Raw genomic sequence first — 18,219 nt, forward strand, 5'->3', positions numbered from 1 at the left:
CGTCACGCGGGGACACCCATCCAGGCGGGTCCCGGCGCGGAATCACCGGTGTCAGCAGAGGGTGGGCATGGACGCCCGCTCGCGAAGGGATGGAAAGCGATGATCACAGTTCACCGGAAGACGGTTGCCGCCGCGAGCATGGCAGCCATGGCGATCTTCGGCGCGGCCGCGTGTTCGAGCGACAGCTCCACCGAGGCCACCGAGACGTCCACCACCACCTCGATGGCCGAGCAGACCACGTCGGCGGCCCCGACCACCAGCGCCATGGCCGACCCGGCCGCCAACCTGGTGGGCAGCGGGTGCGCGGCCTACGCCGAACAGGTTCCCGAGGGACCGGGATCGGTCGCCGGTATGGCATCCGATCCGGTGACCGTGGCGGCGTCGAACAACCCGATGCTGCAGACCTTGACGCAGGCGCTGTCGGGTCAGCTCAACCCCGACGTCAACCTCGTCGACACCCTCGACGGCGACCAGTTCACCGTGTTCGCCCCGACCGACGACGCGTTCGCCAAGATCGACCCCGCCACCATCGAGCAGCTCAAGACCGACTCCGAACTGCTCACCAGCATCCTGACCTACCACGTGGTCCCGGGACAGGCCGCGCCCGACCAGGTGCCCGGTGAGCACACCACCGTGCAGGGCGCGCCGGTGACGGTCACCGGCACCGGAGAAGGCCTGCGCGTCAACGAGGCCGGTCTGGTGTGCGGTGGTGTCCAGACCGCCAACGCGACGGTCTACATGATCGACACGGTCCTGATGCCGCCGGCGAACTGATCGTCATCGAACCCAGAGTCCCCCGTGCGCGGCGCGGGGGATTCTGCGTGTCCGGCCCCGACGCTTCGCCGGGATTTTCGAAAACTTCGGTGCGCCAACCCATCCGACCGGCCGTCCGCTCCGAACAGCAGATGTAAGTCGACACGCACTGGAGCGGCCGCACCGGGGGTTCGCTGCCGAAAGGAGCTCGAGAAATGACTGTCAATGGAAAAGCCTTGGCGGGAGCCGGTTTCGCCGTGGCCGCTGCGATCGGACTCGCGCTGGGCACCGCAGGTACCGCGGCGGCCGCCCCGGTCGGACCCGGCTGCGCCGCCTACGTCGCGCAGGTGCCCGACGGCCCGGGTTCGGTCCAGGGTATGGCGCAGTCACCGCTGACGGTGGCCGCGTCGAACAACCCGCTGCTGACCACGCTCACCAAAGCCGTTTCGGGACAGTTGAACCCGCAGGTCAATCTCGTCGACACCCTCGACGGCGGTCAGTTCACGGTGTTCGCGCCGACCGACGAGGCGTTCGCCAAGCTCGATCCCGCCACCATCGAGCGACTCGGCACGGACGCACCGTTGCTCACCAACATCCTGACCTATCACGTGGTGCCGGGGCAGGCCGACCCGTCGGCGGTCGTCGGCACGCACACCACCGTGCAGGGCGCCCAGGTCAATGTGACCGGCCATGGCGACCAGCTGAAGGTCAACGACGCGTCGGTGGTGTGCGGCGGGGTGCAGACCGCCAACGCCACTGTGTACCTGATCGATTCGGTCCTGCTGCCGCCGGCCTGACGATCACCGGACCGGGGGCGGTCAGGGCAGCGTCGCCCTGACCGCCCCTCGGTGTGGATCCTGCTCAGTCCCTGACCCGGGCGATCACGGTCTCGGCGAACCGCTCGATCGGGCCGCGGAAGCGCTCCACATCGGTAGGGTCACCGGCGGCGCCCGCACCCATCCACGGGGCGCACATCACCGCGGTGATGCCCGCATCGCGCGCCCGCTGATAGATCTCCACCGACGGTGGCTCGAGCAGCGCGAGCAGAATCTCGAACGGTTCGTGCTCGCGGCCGCACTCGCGCCGCAGTTCGGTCAGGCGGCGCGCGTAACCGACCGCTTCGTCCCAGCGGTAGGCGTACCCGACCCAGCCGTCGCACAGCCGGGCCGCCCGCCGCAGCGCGGCGTCGGACTCGCCGCCGACCAGGATGGGCACCGGCCGCGGAGGGTGCGGTTCGATCATCATCTCCGGGATGTCGTAGAACTCGCCGTGCCACGACACCCAGCCGCCCTGCCACAGCGCGCGCAGCGCCGGGATCATCTCGTCGAGCCGTTTGCCGCGGGTGTGGAAGTCCTGACCCATGAGGGCGTATTCCTCACGCATCCAACCGACTCCGGCCGCCAGTGACACACGGCCGTTCGACAGGACGGCGGCGGTGGCGACCTGTTTGGCCACCTCCACCAGCGGGCGCGCGGGCGCGATGTACACGGCGTTGGAGAATTTCAAACGGGTGGTGACCGCGGCCATCGCTCCGGTGAGCACCCACGCGTCGGGCCACGGCGTCTCCGGCGGCCATGGCGGTGTGCCGCTCTCCGAGTCCGGATAGTGCGACGTCAGCCGGCGCGGATAGACCATGTGGTCGGAGGTCACCATCCCGTCGTAGCCGGCCTCGTCGAGCATGCGGGCCAGTGCGACCGCTTCGTGTGCCTGCATGAACGCCGTGCCCGACCAGAATTGCACCAACGTGTCCTCTCGTTTGTTCCGTACCGGTTTCCTGCGCCCGCGTTACGGGCAGCATCAATGCCATGACCGCCGTGTTGTGGTTCCGTCGCGATCTCCGGCTCGCCGACCATCCCGCCCTGCTGGCCGCCGCCGAAGCCGACGGGGAGGTGCTGGCCTGCTACGTGCTCGACCCCCGCCTGGCCGGCGCCGGGGCGCGAAGGCTGCGCTACCTCTACGACGCGCTGGCCGAACTGCGGGCGGCCCTCGACAACCGGTTGCTGATCCTCGCCGAGGATCCGCGCACCGCGCTCCCCCGTGTCGTCGAGGCCGTCGGCGCGTCGTCGGTGCACGTGTCCGAGGAGTTCACCCCGTTCGCGGCCCGCCGCGACCAAGCGGTGCGGTCGGCATTGGGCGACGTGGAATGGGTGGCCACCGGGTCGCCGTACCTGGTGTCGCCGGGCCGGATCACCAAGTCCGACGGCACCCCGTTCAAGGTGTTCACCCCGTTCTTCTCGGCGTGGCGCGACCACGGCTGGCGGGAGCCGGCGGAGTCGTCGGCGACGTCGGCCACCTGGATCGACCCGGCCGAGGTGTCCGGCGCTCTGGCGGACCTGCCGGCCGCCGGGGCCGACATCGACCACCCCGCCGGCGAGTCCGCCGCCCGACAGCAGTGGCAGCGGTTCGTCGAGGACGGACTGAAACCCTATGCCGACCAACGCAATCGGCTCGACGTCACCGGCACGAGCCGGATGTCGGCGCATCTGAAGTTCGGCACCATCCACCCCCGCACCCTGGCCGCGGCCATCGGCCGGGGCGAGGGACCGCAGGCGTACCTGCGTGAGCTGGCGTTCCGCGACTTCTACGCGGCGGTGCTGCACGCCTGGCCGGAAAGCGCCTGGTGGAACTGGAACAGGACGTTCGACGCGATCGAGGTCGACGACGGCGCTGAAGCCGAGGCTGCGTTCGCGGCCTGGAAGGCGGGCGCCACGGGTTTCCCGGTCGTCGACGCGGGGATGCGCCAGCTGGCCGCTACCGGGTTCCTGCCCAACCGGGTGCGCATGATCGCGGCCTCGTTCCTGGTCAAGGATCTGCACCTGCCGTGGCAGTGGGGGGCGCGCTGGTTCCTCGACCAACTCGTCGACGGCGACATGGCCAACAACCAGCACGGGTGGCAGTGGGTGGCCGGCAGCGGCACCGACGCCGCCCCGTACTTCCGGGTGTTCAACCCGTCGTTGCAGGGCGCGAAGTTCGATCCGTCGGGAACCTACGTGCGCCGCTGGGTCGAGGAGCTCGCCGATCTTCCCGCAGAGGTCGACGTGCACCGCCTCGGCGCCGACCGCCCGCACGACTACCCCGAACCGATCGTCGACCACAAGCAGGAACGCGCCGAGGCGCTGCGCCGCTACGACGCGCTGCGCTGAACCTGTTCCGGCAGGCTCTACGGCATCGCGTAGTAGAGCTGTGCCAGAATGACCCCGAGACATGCCGCCCGATCGTGAGGAGCAGCTGTGGCAAGCACCGAGGTGGAGCGACACACCGGCGTCGACGTCGAGGACGTGCCATCCGCGGAGTGGGGCTGGTCGGCGGAGAATCCGCGGATCATCCAGATCGGCGGCCTGCTCGCCACCGCGTTCCTTCTGCTGCTCATCCACGGCAACCACACCGGTCGCGTCGAAGACTGGTTCATGGTCGGTTTCGCTGCGCTCACGTTCAGCTTCGTCGCCCGCAGCTGGTGGGTGCATCGCTACCGCGACCTGCAGTAAGAATCGCGGGCAGTCAGTCCGGCGCCGAAATCGGCACCAGGTCGGTGCCGTCGATCGGGTACCACAGGGCCGCGCTGCGGAAGTCCTCCGCGCCCGACACGGGCCCGGGGTGCCCACACGAGAGCAGGGCGTGTTTCTTGAAAGCGCGTGCCGCCGCGCTGAGCTGATGGCGCACCGGGCTGAAGCGGCGGTCCGCGGAACACCACGGCGAAGCACCCCACACCGTCACCTCCGTACGGGCGCGCCCCAGCGCGCGCTGGACTTCGCGCCGCACACCGACGTCGCTGTCGAGGACGGCTGCGTCCACCGCCCACGCCGCACCCGACCGGTCCCGCAACGCGTCGGACGGCGACTGCACCGTCTCGGCGCCGACGCCGATGATCTGCAACGCTCGGCGCTGCTCACCGGGTGGCACGACGACGGTGACCTGCCAGCCCGCCCGGACCCGATCGCACAGCCACCCCGCCGCGGCTGCCACGACGCGCGAGACGTCGGAGGTGACCACGGTGAGGTCATAGCTCAGGCTCGGCTCCGCGCCGGGCGCCGCCGCGCCGGGGCGCTCGAGTCGGGCGACCGTGTCGTCCGTGTCGTCGAAATCGTCCTCGGCGTCCACCTCGAACGTGCCAGCGCTCACCGTACGCCTCCCTCGAAGCCCACCGCGCGACCGGCGCCGCGCCCACCCAGCGTGACACTTACTCGATCTTCTGTAAAGGACCAATCGGGTCTCGGAACAGACTCGCAGCGACCGTCACGGTCAAAGAGGCGGGCCGCCAACCGAATCAGGCCGGCTACGACGCCCGAGCCAGGGGCAGCGCGGTATCGACCGGGGTCAGCCTGTCGGGTAGTCCGGCGGCCCGCCGGATCTCGCCGAACGCGTCGATGATCGCGTCGGTGGCCTCGTGCGGGTCGCGCAACGTCTGGTCGTCGGTCAGCACCGAGATGGCCAGCTGGTCCACATAGCTCCACACGGTGATGTTCATGCCGCTGCCGGCGACGATCGGGCCCACGGAGTAGATCTCGTCGATCGTGGCGCCCTCGAAGACGCCGCGCTCGCGCGGGCCGGGGACATTGGAGATGGTCAGGTTCATCACCATCGCCGACTCCACCCGCCGCGCCTGACTGCGGAACAGGCTCGGCGTCAGCGCCGGCGGCAGGTAGGCCAGCCACGACGGCAACAGCATCTCCCCGAGCAGACGGTGGTTCTCCTTGGCGATCGCGGTCGAGGTGGCGGTCAGGCGGACCCGCTCCAACGGGTCCTCGATGTGCACCGGCAACGACGGCGTCATGTAGGAGAACTCGTTTCCGGTCAACCGGTCCGGCGAGGTGTCGAAGCTGATCGGGACGCCCGCGATCAACGGCGCATCGGCACGCCCGTCGTAGCGCAACTGCAGGGTGCGCAGCGCTCCGGCAGCCGTGGCCAGCACGATGTCGTTGAGCGTCACCTGCAGGTGCCGCGCCGTCTGCTTCACGTCGGCCAGCGCCAACGGGGCGGTCGCGAAACGCCGGCCCGGGCTGACGACGTGGTTGATGAACGTCCGCGGCGGCGCGAAGTTGCGGGCCAGCTCCGGGTGCCGGCCGCGCATACGCATCTGTTTGCGCACCCGCGACACCCCGGCTGCCGTCTCCCCCACCAGTCCGGGCAGCCTGCGCAGCTGCCGCAGGTGGTCACGGCCCGCGGCACGCAGCAGATGCGCCCGGGCCCGGGACTCGGGCGCCGGCGCGGGCAGCGCTCCGCTCACCGCGGGCTCGGCGGGCCCTATGGCCATCGCGAGCTGGTTGGCCGAGGCGACCCCGTCGGCCAGCACGTGATGCACCTTGTGGATCACCGCGATCTTGTTGTCCGCCAACCCTTCCGCGACATACATCTCCCAGAGCGGACGGCGGCGGTCGAGCGGCGTGCCGGCGATCTCGCCGATCAGGCGGTCGAGTTCGCGGCGCCCACCCGGAGCCGCGACCCGGGCGCGCCGGATGTGGTAGTCGACGTCGATCTCGGCGTTCTGCACCCACATCGGGTGGTGGAACTTCCCGGGAATGTCGATCAACTGATAGCGCAGCGGGGCCAGCGCATGCAGCCGCGGCAGTGCCGCGGTGCGGAACAACTCGAAATCGAATCCTCCGGCGCCGGAGACGTCGAGGATGCCGATCTTGAGTGTGTGCATGTGGATTTCGGGTGTCTCGCTGTAGAGCATCATGGCGTCGACGCCGTTGAGTCGTTTCACTGGACAGTCCCCGTTCGTTGCACCGGACGCCGTGTACCCACTTGTCGCGCGATTCTCTCACGGCGACCCGTGGTGCCGGTTTGTAAACTCCTCCGGATACGGCGACAGAGAGGTCGAGGCCGATGAGCTTGGTGGCAGGGCGGGGCCCGTTGAGTGGGGACCGGGCCGGAACGCTGTTCGGAGCCGACCGGGTCGACGGCGATCTGGTCTACATCGAACCCCACCCCCGCCGGATCGAGGGCTATCGCGGCGGCGTCCGCGTCGTGGACACCGAGGACGCGCTGCTGGTCCACCGTCGCGGCGATGTGCTGCGGTACGCGTTCCGTGCCGCCGATATCGGCGATCTACCCGCCGATGCGGTGCCGGAGGCGCCGGGTTATGTGACCGTGCCCTGGGATGCGGTGGACCGCTGGGTGGAGGAGGGCCGACAGCTGGTGCACTATCCGCCCAATCCGTATCACCGAGTCGACTGCCTGCCGACATCTCGGCGGCTGCGGGTCCGCGTCGGGGACACCGTGCTGGTCGACACCAGCGACACCGTCGTCGTGTTCGAGACGGCCCTGGCGCCGCGGCTCTATGTCGGGCGTGCCGCGGTCCGCACGGACTTGTTGCAGATCTCGCAGACCGAGACCTACTGCAACTACAAGGGCTACGCCACCTACTACCACGTACGGGTCGACGGGAACCTCGTCGAGGACGCCGCATGGAGTTACGAGAACCCGCTGGCCGAGAGCCACCTTCTCCGCGGTCTGCTGAGCTTCGACGACACCCGCGTCTGCGTCGAGGCCGAGGTGCCGCGCACCGAGTCCTGAAGAACCGTCCCCGGGCGGGTCGGCATTGGGTAACTTCGGCCGGATGTCGACGCTGACGAACCGCCAGATCGTGCTGCGCCGCCGGCCCCACGGCTTCGTGGGCCCCGAGGACACCGAGCTCGTGACCGTCGCGGCACCCGAGCCCGCCGACGGGGAAGCTCTGGTCCGGACCACCTACGTGGGTATCGACGCGGCCGTGCGCACCTGGCTCGACGACCAGCCCGGGTACCTGCCCCCGGTCGGGTTGGGTGAGGTGATCCGCGCCGCGGGCATCGGTCAGGTGGTCCAATCCCGTTGTGCGCGATACGCCGTCGGCGACATCGTCACCACACTGACCGGGTTCGCCGAGTACTGCATCGTGCGCGACGACATGTTCACCACGCCGGTCGACGGACCCGCCGAACAGGTGGACCAGGGCGCGGTCATGTCGATCTACGGCCCGACGGGCGCCACCGCCTACTTCGGGATGACCGGCATCGGACGTCCCCGGGCGGGTGAGACCGTCGTGGTGTCGGCCGCCGCGGGAGCCACCGGCTCCGTCGCCGGACAGATCGCCAAGATCGCCGGCGCCCGGGTCGTGGGTATCGCCGGCGGCGCGCACAAGTGCCGGGCGGTGTTGGAGGACTTCGGGTTCGACGCCTGCATCGACTACCGCGGCGAGGATCTGCCCGCCGCGCTGAAGCAGCACTGTCCGCGCGGGGTCGACGTGTACTTCGACAACGTCGGAGGACCCATCCTCGACGCCGTGCTGGGCCGGCTCGCACCGAAGGCCCGCGTGGTGCTGTGCGGGGTGATCTCCAGTTATCTGACCGGAGAACATCCCGGGCCGGCGAACTACGTCAATCTGTTGTCCAAGACGGCATCGATGCAGGGATTCAACGCGCTCGACGAGTGGGGCCGCTTCGACGAGGCGTTCGCCGCTCTGCGGCGCTGGCACGACGAGGGTCTACTGGTGCACCGCGAACACGTCTACCACGGTGTCGACGCGTGCGTCGAGGCGCTCAACGGGTTGTTCACCGGCGCCAACATCGGCAAGACACTGGTCAAACTGGCCGACGTGACCCCGGTTTCGGCGCTCACTGCGCCGCGATGACGGTGCTGCCGAACTGTTCGATCGCCTCGATGGCACGGGCCCGGCTGTCACCGGGGATGCCGACCTGAACCCACGTCACGCCGAGCCGCTCGAGCTGTTGCACCCCGTCGAGGTAGGCGGCCGGGTCGAAGTCCGGCGACCCCGGATTGCCGCCGACGTCGTTGGTGATCGCGATGTCGATGTCATGCGGGTCCCGGTCCTGTTGTTCGAGACGTCGCCGCAGGTCGTCGATCTGGCCGGCGAGTTGCTCGTTGGATTCCAGTGCGGCGGTGCGGGCGGTCTGGGCCAGGCCGGCCGGCGCACGGAACGGGCACCATCCCTGCCCGAAGCGGGCGACGCGGGCGCGGGCCGCCGCGGTGTTGCCGCCGATCCAGATCGGTGGGTGGGGGTCGCTGACGGGTCTGGGGTGGGCGGTGATGCCCGTCGCGGTGAAATGCCGTCCCTCGAACGTCACGTCGTCGTTGGTCCAGGCCTCCCGGATCACCTGCAGGGACTCTTCGAACAGCGCCGCGCGTTCCTCGAAATCCACTCCCAGCGCCGTGAATTCGCGCTTGAGGTACCCGACGCCGACAGCGAGGGTGAAACGGCCGTCGGACATCAGGTCCAGGGTGGCGCCGGCCTTGGCGACGACGAACGGATTGCGGTACGGCAGCACGACGATGTTGGGGATCAGCCGCAACCGGGAGGTGTGTGCGGCTGCGAACCCCATCGCGACGAACGGGTCCAGGGCGTCGTGGCCGCCGGCCTGCAGCCACCGCTGCGTCGGTGCCGGGTGGTCGGTGAACCCGAAGCCCGAGAAGCCGGCGCGTTCGGCGGCGGTGGCCACCGCCGCGATGCCGGCGCCGGTGACCAGTTCCGGGTTGTACGGGTGGCTGTGCATCGGATGGGTGATGGTGAATCTCATTGCGCGACGCTCCTCATCCGGTCCAAGAACAATCTTCTTGTTTTCCGAGAATGTCGTTACCATGCGGGGGACCGAAAGTACAGCGCGTCGACAGTCTTGGGGTGCCAGAAGTGAACCGTCCGGAAGTCGGGGTCTACCTCCCCCAGATGGGATTCTCGTTCGACGAGGTCGCCCACCGCGCCCAGCGTTGCGACGAACTCGGCATCGATTCGTTGTGGCTCTACGACCACCTCTACGGCCCCGGCGTCCCCGACATCGCGTCCCTGGAGGCCTGGACACTGGCCACCGCGCTGCTGACCCGGACCCGACGGCTGCGGGTCGGACACATGGTGTTGTGCAACCAGTTCCGCCACCCCGTCACCCTCGCCAAGATGGCCACCACCCTCGACCAGATCAGCGGTGGCCGGCTGTCGCTGGGGTTGGGCAGCGGATCGATCGAGGACGAACACCGCCGCGCGGGACTGCCGTGGGGCACGTTCGCGCAACGCTCCGGACAACTCGCCGAGACCTTGGAGATCCTGCAGCAGGCGTTCACCGACGGACGGATCGACTTCGCCGGCAAGCACTTCCGCGTCAGCGACATGCCGGTCAATCCGGGTCCGCTGCAGCAACCGCGACCCCCGATCGTGGTCGGCGGCGTCGGCGAGAAATACACCCTCCCACTGGTGGCCCGCTACGCCGACGTGTGGAACGTCCCGACGTATGCGCTCGACGCCATCGACGACAAGATCGGGGCGCTGCGCGCGGCCTGCGAACGCGTCGGCCGCGACCCGTCCTCGATCGTGATGTCCATCGAAGCGGTCATGGCGCTGGCTCCGGACGAACAGGCGCTGCCGCAGGTCCGCTCACTGGCCGAGAAGCGGTTCGGCGGGCCTGGGTTCGGGTTGCACGACACCGATTTGATCGGCACGCCGGCGCAGATCGTCGAGCGGCTGTCGGCTCTGCGCGACAAGGGATTCGGTCAGATCGTGCTGTTCACCCACGACCGCGCCTCGGATCAGACGCTGGAGCTGTTGGCGGGCGAGGTCCTACCTCACCTCTAGGAGCGCTGCGCAGCGGCGTACGCCGGGCGCCCCAGGCCGAGCACCTGCTGGGCGATCATGTTGCGGAACACCTCCAGCGTTCCGCCGTAGATGCCGGTCGGTTCGGCCAGCCGGAACAGGTATTCCGCGCGCAGACCCTCGGGTACCGCCGATGCTGCGCCGTCGATGTCCATCAGCTCGGGTGCCACGTCACGCAGCGCCTGGGCATTGGCGACCCGGCCGAACATCGACGAGCTGCTCAGCGCGGCCTCCAGACGAGCGACGCTGCGCCCCAGCCGATACGCGACGGCACCGTCGTCGAGGCGACCGTCGCGCGCCGTCTCCCCCGCGACCCGATCGATTTCCTCGGCGAGCAGCAGCACGTGCTCGGTCATCGTGGCGAGCTTCTGCAGACCGCCCTCGTCGCGCTCCACGGTCCCGTGCTCGGCCGCCAGCGCCGCCCGCAGCACCGTCCAACCGCCGTTGACCGGCCCGACGCGGTAGCGGTCGGCCACCCGGACATCGCTGTAATAGGTGATGTTCGTGCGATCGCCGTCGACGGTGCGCAACGGCTGGATCTCCACACCGTCGGCGTCCAGCGGCACCAGGAACATGGTCAGGTTCTGGTGTTTGGGCGCCTGCGGGTCGGTGTTGGTGATGAGAAAGACGAACTGCGCGTTCTGCGCGTTGGACGTGAACATCTTCGACCCGGTGATGATCCAGTCCGTGCCGTCGCGCACCGCCCGGGTCTTGCAGGTCGCGACATCCGAGCCGCCCTCGGGTTCGGTGTAGCCCAGGCACAACCGGTGGCGGCCGGCCAGCACCGGCGGCAGGATCTCAGCCTGCAGTTCCTCGGAACCGAACTGCTCGACCGCACGCGCGACCATCACCGTGGTGGGCCAATGGAACCACGGGGTGTGGGCCCGGCCGATCTCCAACTCGAACAGGCGGCGTTGCACCGCGGTGAACCCACCGTCGGCCGTCGCGCGGAAATCCCGCTCGAGATAACCGGCATCGGCCAACGCGAGGTGCACACCTTCGTCGAAGTTCTCGCCGGTCTGCCGGTCCCGCTCGAGGACCTCCTCGGTCACCACGACCGAGAGGAACTCCCGTAACTCGTCGGCGAACGCCCGGTCATCGTCGGACAACGTCACCGCGGAGAAATCCACGTGCTGACCACCTTTCTCGACACGACGAGACCACACCCCGCAGCGTGACACCGACGCACCCTTTTGTAAAGTATGCCGCACGGTCCCGCGTGGCAGCGGGCGTCGAGGAACGGAGCATCGTGGGAATCGTGACGACGACGTCGGAGACTGCCTTCACCCAGTCCCCGGAGGAGATCTACGACTTCGTGACCAATCCGGCGAACTGGCCGAAGACCTATCCCGGCAGCGCGCACGTCGGCAAGGTTCCCGACAAGCTGCCGCTGGAGGTGGGCGACACCTGGACCGAGACGGGCCCCGACGGCAACCGCATCTTCACCTGGCATCTGGCGATCGCTATGCGACCACGGCTGTGGGTGTTCAACTCGGTCGGCAATCTCGGTCACGACGCCGACGGCACCGGCGGCCTGCCGGGACGAATCACGGTGCGCTACAAGTTCACCCAGCCCGGACAGGACGTCACGCTGTTCAGCCGCACCATGACCGTCGAGGCCTACAGGGAGTCACCCCTGCCCGACAAGTTCTTCCAGATCGTCAATCCGGCCAACATCGATGCCTACCACCGAGCGATCGCGCGGGAACTCGGCGGTCAGGACAGCAGCGCCTGACGCAGGGCCGCGGCCTGCAGGTCGAACAGCCGGGCACTGGTGTCCCAGTCCGGAAGCAGGGAATCGAAGCCGTGGCAGGTCCCGGCGAAGGTGTGCAGTCCGGTGGTGACACCGGCGGCCATCAGCGCCCGGGCGTAGTCGATCGCCTCGTCGCGCAGCGGATCGAGTTCCGAACACGTGATCAGTGTCGGCGGGTGCCCGCCCGACACGTCGGCGCGCCCGGGCACCGAGGTGCTCGTGGGTTCCTGTCCACTCAGGTAGTGCCGCCACATCCACTGTGCCGCTGGCCCGTCGAAGCCCGGCGTCGTGCTGAACTCACGCTTGGACGCGGTGTCGCGGTCGTCGAGGACCGGTTGGTGCAGCAACGTAAACGCAAGCGCAGGGACGGTTCCGGCGGCCGCGCGCTGCGCCAGTCCGGCGGCCAGCGCCCCGCCGGCGCTGCTGCCGGCCACCGCCACTGCGTCGGGCCTGATGCCGAGTGCGACCGCGCGGCCGACCGCCCACTCCAGCACGGCGACGGCGTCGTCGATCGCCGCCGGGAACGGGTGCTCGGGAGCCAACCGGTAGTCCAGGGACAGCACGGTGCAGCGGGCCCGCCGGGCCAGCTCGACGCACTGGAGGTGATCGGTGTCGAGGTTACCCAGGACGAAAGCTCCGGAATGGCAGTAGATCACCGCCGGAGCCGGCGGTGGCCCGCCACGGTAGATGCGCACGGCGACGACGTGTCCGCCGGCGGTGGCGACCTCCTGCTGCTCGACCTCGACACCGGTGAGGTCGGTGTGGATCGCAGCCTCGGCGCGGCGCTGGTTGAGGCCGTCGCGCACCACCCCGAGCACCGGCGGCGACAGGTCGGTGCGGGCGGCGACCAGATGCCGCAGGGCCGGGTCGAGCCGGTCGACGAGATCGCGGGTCATTCTCGTGTGGCGCTCTGCGCGCCGACGGTGATGGCCGGACGGGTGGCCGGCGGGTCGAAGCTGTAGTCACCGGCGCGAAACCAGCGCGTCATCGCCCAGAACGCCCGGGCGCTGCGTGGCCACTGCGTGACCACCCGACCGTTGGCGGCCCGGAAGTAGCTGCTGCACCGGGTCAGCCACACCGTGCCCTGCATCCAGCGGTCGATCTGCTCCAGATAGCGCGATGTCACCTCGGAGCGCACCTCGATGTAGTCCTTGCCTCTGCGGCGCAGGTGTTTCAGCGCCCGCACGATGTAGTGCGCCTGGGCCTCGAGGACGAAGATCACGCTGTTGGAACCGACGTTGGTGTTCGGTCCGTAGAGCATGAAGAAGTTGGGGTAGCCCGGGACGGCCATCCCCAGATAGGCGAACGCGCCGTCGCGCCAGGTGTGGCGCAGCGGTGTGCCCGCCGCGCCGAGGACCTCGATCTGACCCAGGTAGTCGGCCGCGGCATAACCGGTGGCGCACAGCACCACGTCGACGTCGAGTTCGGTGCCGTCCTCGGTGACCAACGATCGTGCCCGCAGGGCGCGTGCCGCGCTCGAGACCACCTCGACGTGCGGCTCGGCCAGAGCCTGCAGGTAGTCGGTGGCGAAGACCAGCCGCTTGCACCCCAACGGGTGGTCCGGGGTCAACCGCTCCCGCAGTGCCTCGTCGGGGATGGTCCTCTCGAGGGTATTCAGCGCGATGGCGCGGAACTCCTGGGTCTTGTCGCTGCCGTTCTCGATGACCGCGATGTTGGACTCACTGCGCAGCCACAACCGGGTGCGGTAGATCTTCTTGGCCAGCGGAATGTGGGCGAACATCCACTTCTCCCGCTCGGTGTAGGCCCGGTCCGGTTTGGGCAGCACCCAGGTCGGTGATCGTTGCACGGAGTACACCTTGTCGGCGACCTTGGCGACCTCCGGAACCAATTGCGCAGCGGTCGAACCGGTTCCGAGCACCGCCACCCGCGCGCCGCGCAGATCGACCGAGTGGTCCCAGCGCGCGGTGTGCATGACCGTCCCGGTGAAGGGCTCCTCTTCGACCAGCGCCGGCATCACCGGCTGGGTGAACATCCCGACCGCCGAGACCACCACGTCGAAGCAGTGCTGCTCGCCGGTGGCGGTGCGCAGCCGCCACCGCCGGGCGGACTCCTCCCACTCGGCCGAGACGATCTCGGTGCCGAGCCTCAGATGCGGGCCGAGGTCGTACTGCTGCGCGCAGCGTTCGAAGTAGTCGAGGATCTCGGGCTGACCCGACCACAGGCGCGACCACTCGGGGTTCAGCGCGAACGAATAGGAGTACAGATGGGATTTCACATCGCACGCCAGGCCGGGGTAGGTGTTGATGCGCCAGGTTCCCCCGACACCGTTTTCCCGATCGAAGATGGTGAAGTCCTCGAATCCGGCTTTGCGCAGGAAGATGCCGAGTGCCAGTCCCCCCGGCCCCGCGCCGATGATGCCGACCGAGATCTGCTTGCTCATACGCGTTCTCATCCGATCTGCAGGGATTGCCCACCGTCGACGATGAGCTCGGATCCGGTGATGAAGGACGCCTGTTCGGACACCAGGAACGCGACCGCGTCGGCGATCTCCGTCGGTCGGCCGATCCGGCCCAGCAGCGCGTGGTCGGCCAGCCGGGTCTGGGTGGACTCGTCGAGCATCGGCGTCTGCACAGGACCGGGCAGCACGGCGTTGACCCGGATACCGTCACGCGCCAACTCGACAGCTGCGACCTGGGTGAGTCCGCGCAGCGCCCACTTCGACGAACCGTAGGCACTGTGGTTCGGGAACGGTCGCACCGCCCCGGTGCTGCTGGTGTTGACGATCGACGCGCCGCTCGCCTTCCGTAGTTCCGGCAGCGCCGCCTGAATCCCGAGGAAGGGCCCCAGGCAGTTGACCTGCCAGCTGTTCTGGAATCCGGCCTCCGTCTCCTCGCTCAAGGAGGCCCGGTGCAGCACGCCGGCGTTGTTGACCAGCGTGGTCAACGCGCCGAACGTCTCGACGGTGACGGCCACCGCGGCCTGCCACTGCTCGGCCGATGTCACATCCAGATTCACGCCGATGACCGCGTCGGTTCCGAGTTCGCCCACCGTGGCGGCCAATTCGTCGCTGCGACGATCGCATGCGGCCACGCGGAAACCGTCGGTGAGCAGCCTCCGCGTGATCGCCGCGCCCTGACCGCGGGCGGCGCCGGTGACAAGGGCGACGCGCAGCGGACTCATCGGTACCCGCCGGGTGTGTCGGCCGCTTCCGACGGTGTCACACCGCGCGCCTCCTCGAGATGGGCTGCGGCCCCGCGCCGCAACGCCTGGGACTCCGAGGCCAGGGTGATCATCTGAAAGCCCTCCTGCCACAGTGCGTTTCCGTGAGTGCCGGTACCTGCGTGGATTCCGCTGACCAGACCTGTTGCCGCGGTACGCTGCTGGATACCGATGATCGCGTCCCGGACCGACTGTTCGGCCAGCGCGCCCACCGGTGAGTGACCCATCGAGATGGCCAGGTCCGCGGGACCGACGTAGATGCCGGTCAGGCCGGGGACGGCGCAGATGTCGTCGATCGCGACGAGCCCGGCGGTGGTCTCGATCATCGCGAACACCGAGACCCGGTCCTGCAGTTGCGCCGGATCGAATCCCATTGCCGCGCGCAGCGGCCCGTAACTGCGCAGCCCGTGGGGCGGGTACCGGGTGGCCGCGACCGCGGCGGCCGCCTGTTCGGCGGTCTCGACCATCGCGACGATCACCCCGTCCGCTCCCGCGTCGAGCACCCGCCCGATGGGGGCGGCATCGACGCCGGGCAGGCGCACCACGGTCGCGATCGGGACGTGTTCGAGGCGGCGCAACATCTGCGCGACGTCGGCGTCGTCGAGATACCCGTGCTGGACGTCGAATCCGACGTAGTCGTAGCCGGCGGCACAGAACTCCTCGGGCCCCAGCATCGTAGGGCCGACCACCCAGCCGCCCCAGACCGGCGCACCGGTGCTCAGCAGGTCCTGCAGTCTGCTGGGGCTCATCAGGGCACGATCGCGATCTTGACGCGGCCCGGTGTCGGGCGGGCGGCCAACTCGAAGGCCTGCTGCACTTCGGTCACTTCGAAGGTGTGGGTCAGGTAGCGGTCGAGCAGACCGGGGTGGGCGCGGGCGAACGCGTCGGCGTCGGCGAGCACGCGGCGCCGGTCGAGGGTGACGCCGGCCTTGAGGGTGAGGTTGTTGCGCAGCAGCGTGCGCATGCTGATCGGGTAGGTGTCGTCGTCGGGGACCCCGAAATAGAAGACGGTGCCACCGAACCCGACGGCGTCGATCGCGTGCGCCAGCGTGGCGACCTGGTGACCGACGGCTTCGATGACGACATCAGGACGCCGGTCGGCGGCCAGATGGCTGACCCAACGGTCGCTGGTGGCACGCACGACGGTGTCGACACCGAACGCCGGACCGATGTCGCTCCGGTCCACCGGGTCCACACCGCTGACGTGGGCTGCTCCGCGGGCTTTGGCCACATAGGAGAACAACAACCCGATCGACCCCTGCCCGATCACCGCGACGCGGCGTCCGGTGAGGTCGGGCAGTTGTTCGACGGCGTAGAGCACACACGCCAACGGCTGCAGCGCGACCGCGTGGGCGGGGTCCAGCGCCGGGTCGTAGGCGGCGAGGCCGTCGCCGTCGGAGACGACGTACTCCATCAGACCGTCGAAACCCGACGCCCATCCGACGACGCGGTCTCCCGTCCGGTGTGCGGGGTGACGGCTGGCGATGACCTCGCCGGCCACTTCGTGGATCGGGAAGCCGTCTTTGTCCGCCGCGCAGGGGCCGGTGTCGAACGGCAAGCGGCCCTTGGTGCCGCGGAAACCGGGAAGGTCACTGCCGCAGATCCCCGCGGCCGTCATGCGCAGCAACACCTGACCGTCGCCCAGATTCTCCGGAACGGGTTGTTCGGCCACCGTTTCGATGAAGGTGTAAGGCGCGACGAGGCGGTAGGACCACACGTCAGCCGACCTCCACGGGGATGCTGTTCCAACCCCATTGGAAGCTCGACGGTGGCCGTTGCGCCGCGGCCGTGTCGACGGTGAAGTCGTCGACCCGCTTGAGCCACTCGCTGACCATGATGGTGATCTCCAGGCGCGCCAGATGCGCACCCAGACAGAAGTGCTGTCCGCGACCGAATGCCAGCAACCGCTCGATGGGCCGGTCCCAGCGGAACTGTTCGGGATCGGGGTATTCCCGCTCGTCGCGGTTGGCCGAGGCCAGCAGCGTGATGACCCGCTGACCGGGTTGCATCGTGGTGCCGTGGATCGTGAAGGGGCGCCGCACCGTTCGCGCGAACCACTGCGCCGGGGCGCAGAAGCGGATCATCTCCTCGCGGGCGATCGCGACGTTGGTGTCGAGATCGGCACGCACCGCGGCGAGTTGGTCGGGGCGGGAGAACAGCTCCCACAGTCCGTGCGCGACGATCTTCGGCACGGTCTCGGTGCCTCCGATGAACACCCCCAGCATCTGCACCGCGGCCTCGGAATCCGACAAGCCGGATCCGTCGGGCAGCCGGTAGTTCAACAGGTTGTCGGCGATCGGCACGGGTGCACCGTCACCGGCGCGCCGTCGTTGCACCACCGGGGTCAGGTACTCCAGGTAGCCGGGCCGTGAGTTGGCGACCTCGACCCCGCTGCCGGGCTGTGCGAGGCTGCCGGCGTTGACCGTGGCCAGCACGTCGGGGGCCAGATCGTCGGGCAGCCCCACCAGGTCGCACACCACCGACGCCGCGACGATCCCGCCGTAATCCTGGGTCAGGTCGAAGCGTCCCCGGCTGAGCAGTTCGTCGAGCCGCTCGTTGGCCCGCACGCGGATGCGGTCGGCGAGCGCGTTGATGTTCTTGGGCCGGAACGGCGTTGCGGTACAGCGCCGGACGTCTTCGTAGAGCGGGGAGCCGAAGTTGGCGTGGAACGGCATCGGGTGCAGCGGCGGGTCGGGTACCGGTCCGTCGTTGTGCTCGGACAGGACAGCCGCCGACGGCAGCGTCCCCTCCGATGCGACGAACGTTCCGTCGTTGATCTCCAACACCGTCCAGATGTCGTCGAACCGGGACAGCGCGTAGGTGTCCCACACGGGCACGTAGTACACCGGGTACCGGTCGCGCAGCACACGGTAGAACGGCTGCGGGTCGGCCATCACCGCCGGGTCGAACGGGTCGTAGGCGAACGTGTCGGAGGCGGATTCCGTGCTGGTCATCGATG

19 protein-coding genes are annotated in these 18,219 nt (G+C 69.0%); 8 read left to right on the forward strand and 11 right to left on the reverse strand.

Going from position 1 to position 18,219, the window contains the following annotated elements; genetic code table 11:
- The first annotated feature begins 99 nt into the window (after positions 1-99).
- Both ACAG25_RS22715 and ACAG25_RS22720 read left to right on the forward strand, forming a co-directional pair.
- Positions 100-774, forward strand: coding sequence for a fasciclin domain-containing protein (locus ACAG25_RS22715; RefSeq protein WP_370490739.1), 675 nt, complete (start codon positions 100-102; stop codon positions 772-774).
- Between the two features lie 194 nt (positions 775-968).
- Positions 969-1,550: a fasciclin domain-containing protein gene (locus ACAG25_RS22720; protein ID WP_370490740.1), complete on the forward strand. Its 582-nt coding sequence runs from the start codon at positions 969-971 to the stop codon at positions 1,548-1,550.
- A gap of 64 nt (positions 1,551-1,614) precedes the next feature.
- On the opposite strand, the gene ACAG25_RS22725 is transcribed toward ACAG25_RS22720, so the two are convergent.
- Entirely contained in the window at positions 1,615-2,493 is an 879-nt protein-coding gene (locus ACAG25_RS22725) for a TIGR03619 family F420-dependent LLM class oxidoreductase (protein ID WP_370490741.1), read from the reverse strand.
- A gap of 65 nt (positions 2,494-2,558) precedes the next feature.
- Here ACAG25_RS22725 and ACAG25_RS22730 point away from each other — a divergent pair, with 65 nt between their 5' ends.
- On the forward strand, positions 2,559-3,896 hold the full coding sequence (locus ACAG25_RS22730; RefSeq protein WP_370490742.1) for a deoxyribodipyrimidine photo-lyase: 1,338 nt from the start codon (positions 2,559-2,561) through the stop codon (positions 3,894-3,896).
- A gap of 87 nt (positions 3,897-3,983) precedes the next feature.
- On the forward strand, positions 3,984-4,238 hold the full coding sequence (locus tag ACAG25_RS22735) for a DUF2631 domain-containing protein (RefSeq protein ID WP_370490743.1): 255 nt from the start codon (positions 3,984-3,986) through the stop codon (positions 4,236-4,238).
- Between the two features lie 13 nt (positions 4,239-4,251).
- Here ACAG25_RS22735 and ACAG25_RS22740 read toward each other — a convergent pair whose 3' ends face one another.
- Together ACAG25_RS22740 and ACAG25_RS22745 are read right to left on the reverse strand one after the other, a co-directional pair.
- Positions 4,252-4,872 carry a hypothetical protein gene (locus ACAG25_RS22740; protein WP_370490744.1) on the reverse strand — a complete coding sequence of 207 codons (621 nt, stop codon included), beginning with the start codon at positions 4,870-4,872 and terminating at the stop codon, positions 4,252-4,254.
- Positions 4,873-5,026: 154 nt separating this feature from the next.
- Positions 5,027-6,457: a wax ester/triacylglycerol synthase family O-acyltransferase gene (locus ACAG25_RS22745; protein ID WP_370490745.1), complete on the reverse strand. Its 1,431-nt coding sequence runs from the start codon at positions 6,455-6,457 to the stop codon at positions 5,027-5,029.
- Between the two features lie 122 nt (positions 6,458-6,579).
- On the opposite strand from ACAG25_RS22745, the gene ACAG25_RS22750 reads away from it, so the two are divergent.
- Together ACAG25_RS22750 and ACAG25_RS22755 are read left to right on the forward strand one after the other, a co-directional pair.
- A complete protein-coding gene (locus ACAG25_RS22750; RefSeq protein WP_370490746.1) occupies positions 6,580-7,269 on the forward strand; it encodes a DUF427 domain-containing protein in 690 nt (229 codons plus the stop codon).
- A 43-nt stretch (positions 7,270-7,312) separates the two neighbouring features.
- Positions 7,313-8,362, forward strand: a complete 1,050-nt coding sequence (locus ACAG25_RS22755) for an NADP-dependent oxidoreductase (protein WP_370490747.1) — start codon at positions 7,313-7,315, stop codon at positions 8,360-8,362.
- On the opposite strand, the gene ACAG25_RS22760 is transcribed toward ACAG25_RS22755, so the two are convergent.
- Positions 8,346-9,266: an LLM class F420-dependent oxidoreductase gene (locus ACAG25_RS22760; protein ID WP_370490748.1), complete on the reverse strand. Its 921-nt coding sequence runs from the start codon at positions 9,264-9,266 to the stop codon at positions 8,346-8,348. The two genes, ACAG25_RS22755 and ACAG25_RS22760, sit on opposite strands and share 17 nt — an antisense overlap.
- A 110-nt stretch (positions 9,267-9,376) precedes the next feature.
- Between ACAG25_RS22760 and ACAG25_RS22765 the strand changes: the two genes are divergently transcribed.
- Positions 9,377-10,309, forward strand: coding sequence for an LLM class flavin-dependent oxidoreductase (locus ACAG25_RS22765; protein ID WP_370490749.1), 933 nt, complete (start codon positions 9,377-9,379; stop codon positions 10,307-10,309).
- On the opposite strand, the gene ACAG25_RS22770 is transcribed toward ACAG25_RS22765, so the two are convergent.
- Positions 10,306-11,457: an acyl-CoA dehydrogenase family protein gene (locus ACAG25_RS22770; protein ID WP_370490750.1), complete on the reverse strand. Its 1,152-nt coding sequence runs from the start codon at positions 11,455-11,457 to the stop codon at positions 10,306-10,308. The two genes, ACAG25_RS22765 and ACAG25_RS22770, sit on opposite strands and share 4 nt — an antisense overlap.
- Before the next feature lie 119 nt (positions 11,458-11,576).
- Here ACAG25_RS22770 and ACAG25_RS22775 point away from each other — a divergent pair, with 119 nt between their 5' ends.
- Positions 11,577-12,062 carry an SRPBCC family protein gene (locus ACAG25_RS22775; protein WP_370490751.1) on the forward strand — a complete coding sequence of 162 codons (486 nt, stop codon included), beginning with the start codon at positions 11,577-11,579 and terminating at the stop codon, positions 12,060-12,062.
- Here the strand turns inward: ACAG25_RS22775 and ACAG25_RS22780 are convergent.
- The 6 genes from ACAG25_RS22780 to ACAG25_RS22805 are packed head-to-tail and all read right to left on the reverse strand — an operon-like array spanning position 12,044 to position 18,214.
- Positions 12,044-12,976 carry an alpha/beta hydrolase gene (locus ACAG25_RS22780; protein WP_370490752.1) on the reverse strand — a complete coding sequence of 311 codons (933 nt, stop codon included), beginning with the start codon at positions 12,974-12,976 and terminating at the stop codon, positions 12,044-12,046. The genes ACAG25_RS22775 and ACAG25_RS22780 overlap by 19 nt on opposite strands.
- A complete protein-coding gene (locus ACAG25_RS22785; RefSeq protein WP_370490753.1) occupies positions 12,973-14,481 on the reverse strand; it encodes a flavin-containing monooxygenase in 1,509 nt (502 codons plus the stop codon). Before ACAG25_RS22785 ends, ACAG25_RS22780 begins: the two co-directional genes overlap by 4 nt.
- 8 nt (positions 14,482-14,489) lie before the next feature.
- Positions 14,490-15,221 carry an SDR family NAD(P)-dependent oxidoreductase gene (locus ACAG25_RS22790; protein ID WP_370490754.1) on the reverse strand — a complete coding sequence of 244 codons (732 nt, stop codon included), beginning with the start codon at positions 15,219-15,221 and terminating at the stop codon, positions 14,490-14,492.
- Positions 15,218-16,009: an HpcH/HpaI aldolase/citrate lyase family protein gene (locus tag ACAG25_RS22795; RefSeq protein WP_370490755.1), complete on the reverse strand. Its 792-nt coding sequence runs from the start codon at positions 16,007-16,009 to the stop codon at positions 15,218-15,220. The genes ACAG25_RS22790 and ACAG25_RS22795 overlap by 4 nt, the downstream gene beginning before the upstream one ends.
- Positions 16,009-16,977: a zinc-binding dehydrogenase gene (locus tag ACAG25_RS22800; RefSeq protein ID WP_370490756.1), complete on the reverse strand. Its 969-nt coding sequence runs from the start codon at positions 16,975-16,977 to the stop codon at positions 16,009-16,011. The genes ACAG25_RS22795 and ACAG25_RS22800 overlap by 1 nt, the downstream gene beginning before the upstream one ends.
- Position 16,978: 1 nt before the next feature.
- The gene (locus tag ACAG25_RS22805; RefSeq protein WP_370490757.1) at positions 16,979-18,214 is read right to left on the reverse strand and encodes a cytochrome P450; all 1,236 of its coding nucleotides are present in this window, start codon (positions 18,212-18,214) and stop codon (positions 16,979-16,981) included.
- Positions 18,215-18,219 lie beyond the last annotated feature (5 nt).

The sequence above is a fragment of the Mycobacterium sp. pV006 genome, from assembly GCF_041287115.1.
Taxonomy (GTDB): domain Bacteria; phylum Actinomycetota; class Actinomycetes; order Mycobacteriales; family Mycobacteriaceae; genus Mycobacterium.

What these genes read in the sequence shown, in the direction of transcription:
- ACAG25_RS22715 (WP_370490739.1), top strand. Translation starts at nt 100, where the DNA reads ATGATCACAGTTCACCGGAAGACGGTTGCCGCCGCGAGCATGGCAGCC.
- ACAG25_RS22720 (WP_370490740.1), top strand. Translation starts at nt 969, where the DNA reads ATGACTGTCAATGGAAAAGCCTTGGCGGGAGCCGGTTTCGCCGTGGCC.
- ACAG25_RS22730 (WP_370490742.1), top strand. Translation starts at nt 2,559, where the DNA reads ATGACCGCCGTGTTGTGGTTCCGTCGCGATCTCCGGCTCGCCGACCAT.
- ACAG25_RS22750 (WP_370490746.1), top strand. Translation starts at nt 6,580, where the DNA reads ATGAGCTTGGTGGCAGGGCGGGGCCCGTTGAGTGGGGACCGGGCCGGA.
- ACAG25_RS22755 (WP_370490747.1), top strand. Translation starts at nt 7,313, where the DNA reads ATGTCGACGCTGACGAACCGCCAGATCGTGCTGCGCCGCCGGCCCCAC.
- ACAG25_RS22760 (WP_370490748.1), bottom strand. Translation starts at nt 9,266, where the DNA reads ATGAGATTCACCATCACCCATCCGATGCACAGCCACCCGTACAACCCG.
- ACAG25_RS22780 (WP_370490752.1), bottom strand. Translation starts at nt 12,976, where the DNA reads ATGACCCGCGATCTCGTCGACCGGCTCGACCCGGCCCTGCGGCATCTG.
- ACAG25_RS22785 (WP_370490753.1), bottom strand. Translation starts at nt 14,481, where the DNA reads ATGAGCAAGCAGATCTCGGTCGGCATCATCGGCGCGGGGCCGGGGGGA.
- ACAG25_RS22790 (WP_370490754.1), bottom strand. Translation starts at nt 15,221, where the DNA reads ATGAGTCCGCTGCGCGTCGCCCTTGTCACCGGCGCCGCCCGCGGTCAG.
- ACAG25_RS22795 (WP_370490755.1), bottom strand. Translation starts at nt 16,009, where the DNA reads ATGAGCCCCAGCAGACTGCAGGACCTGCTGAGCACCGGTGCGCCGGTC.
- ACAG25_RS22805 (WP_370490757.1), bottom strand. Translation starts at nt 18,214, where the DNA reads ATGACCAGCACGGAATCCGCCTCCGACACGTTCGCCTACGACCCGTTC.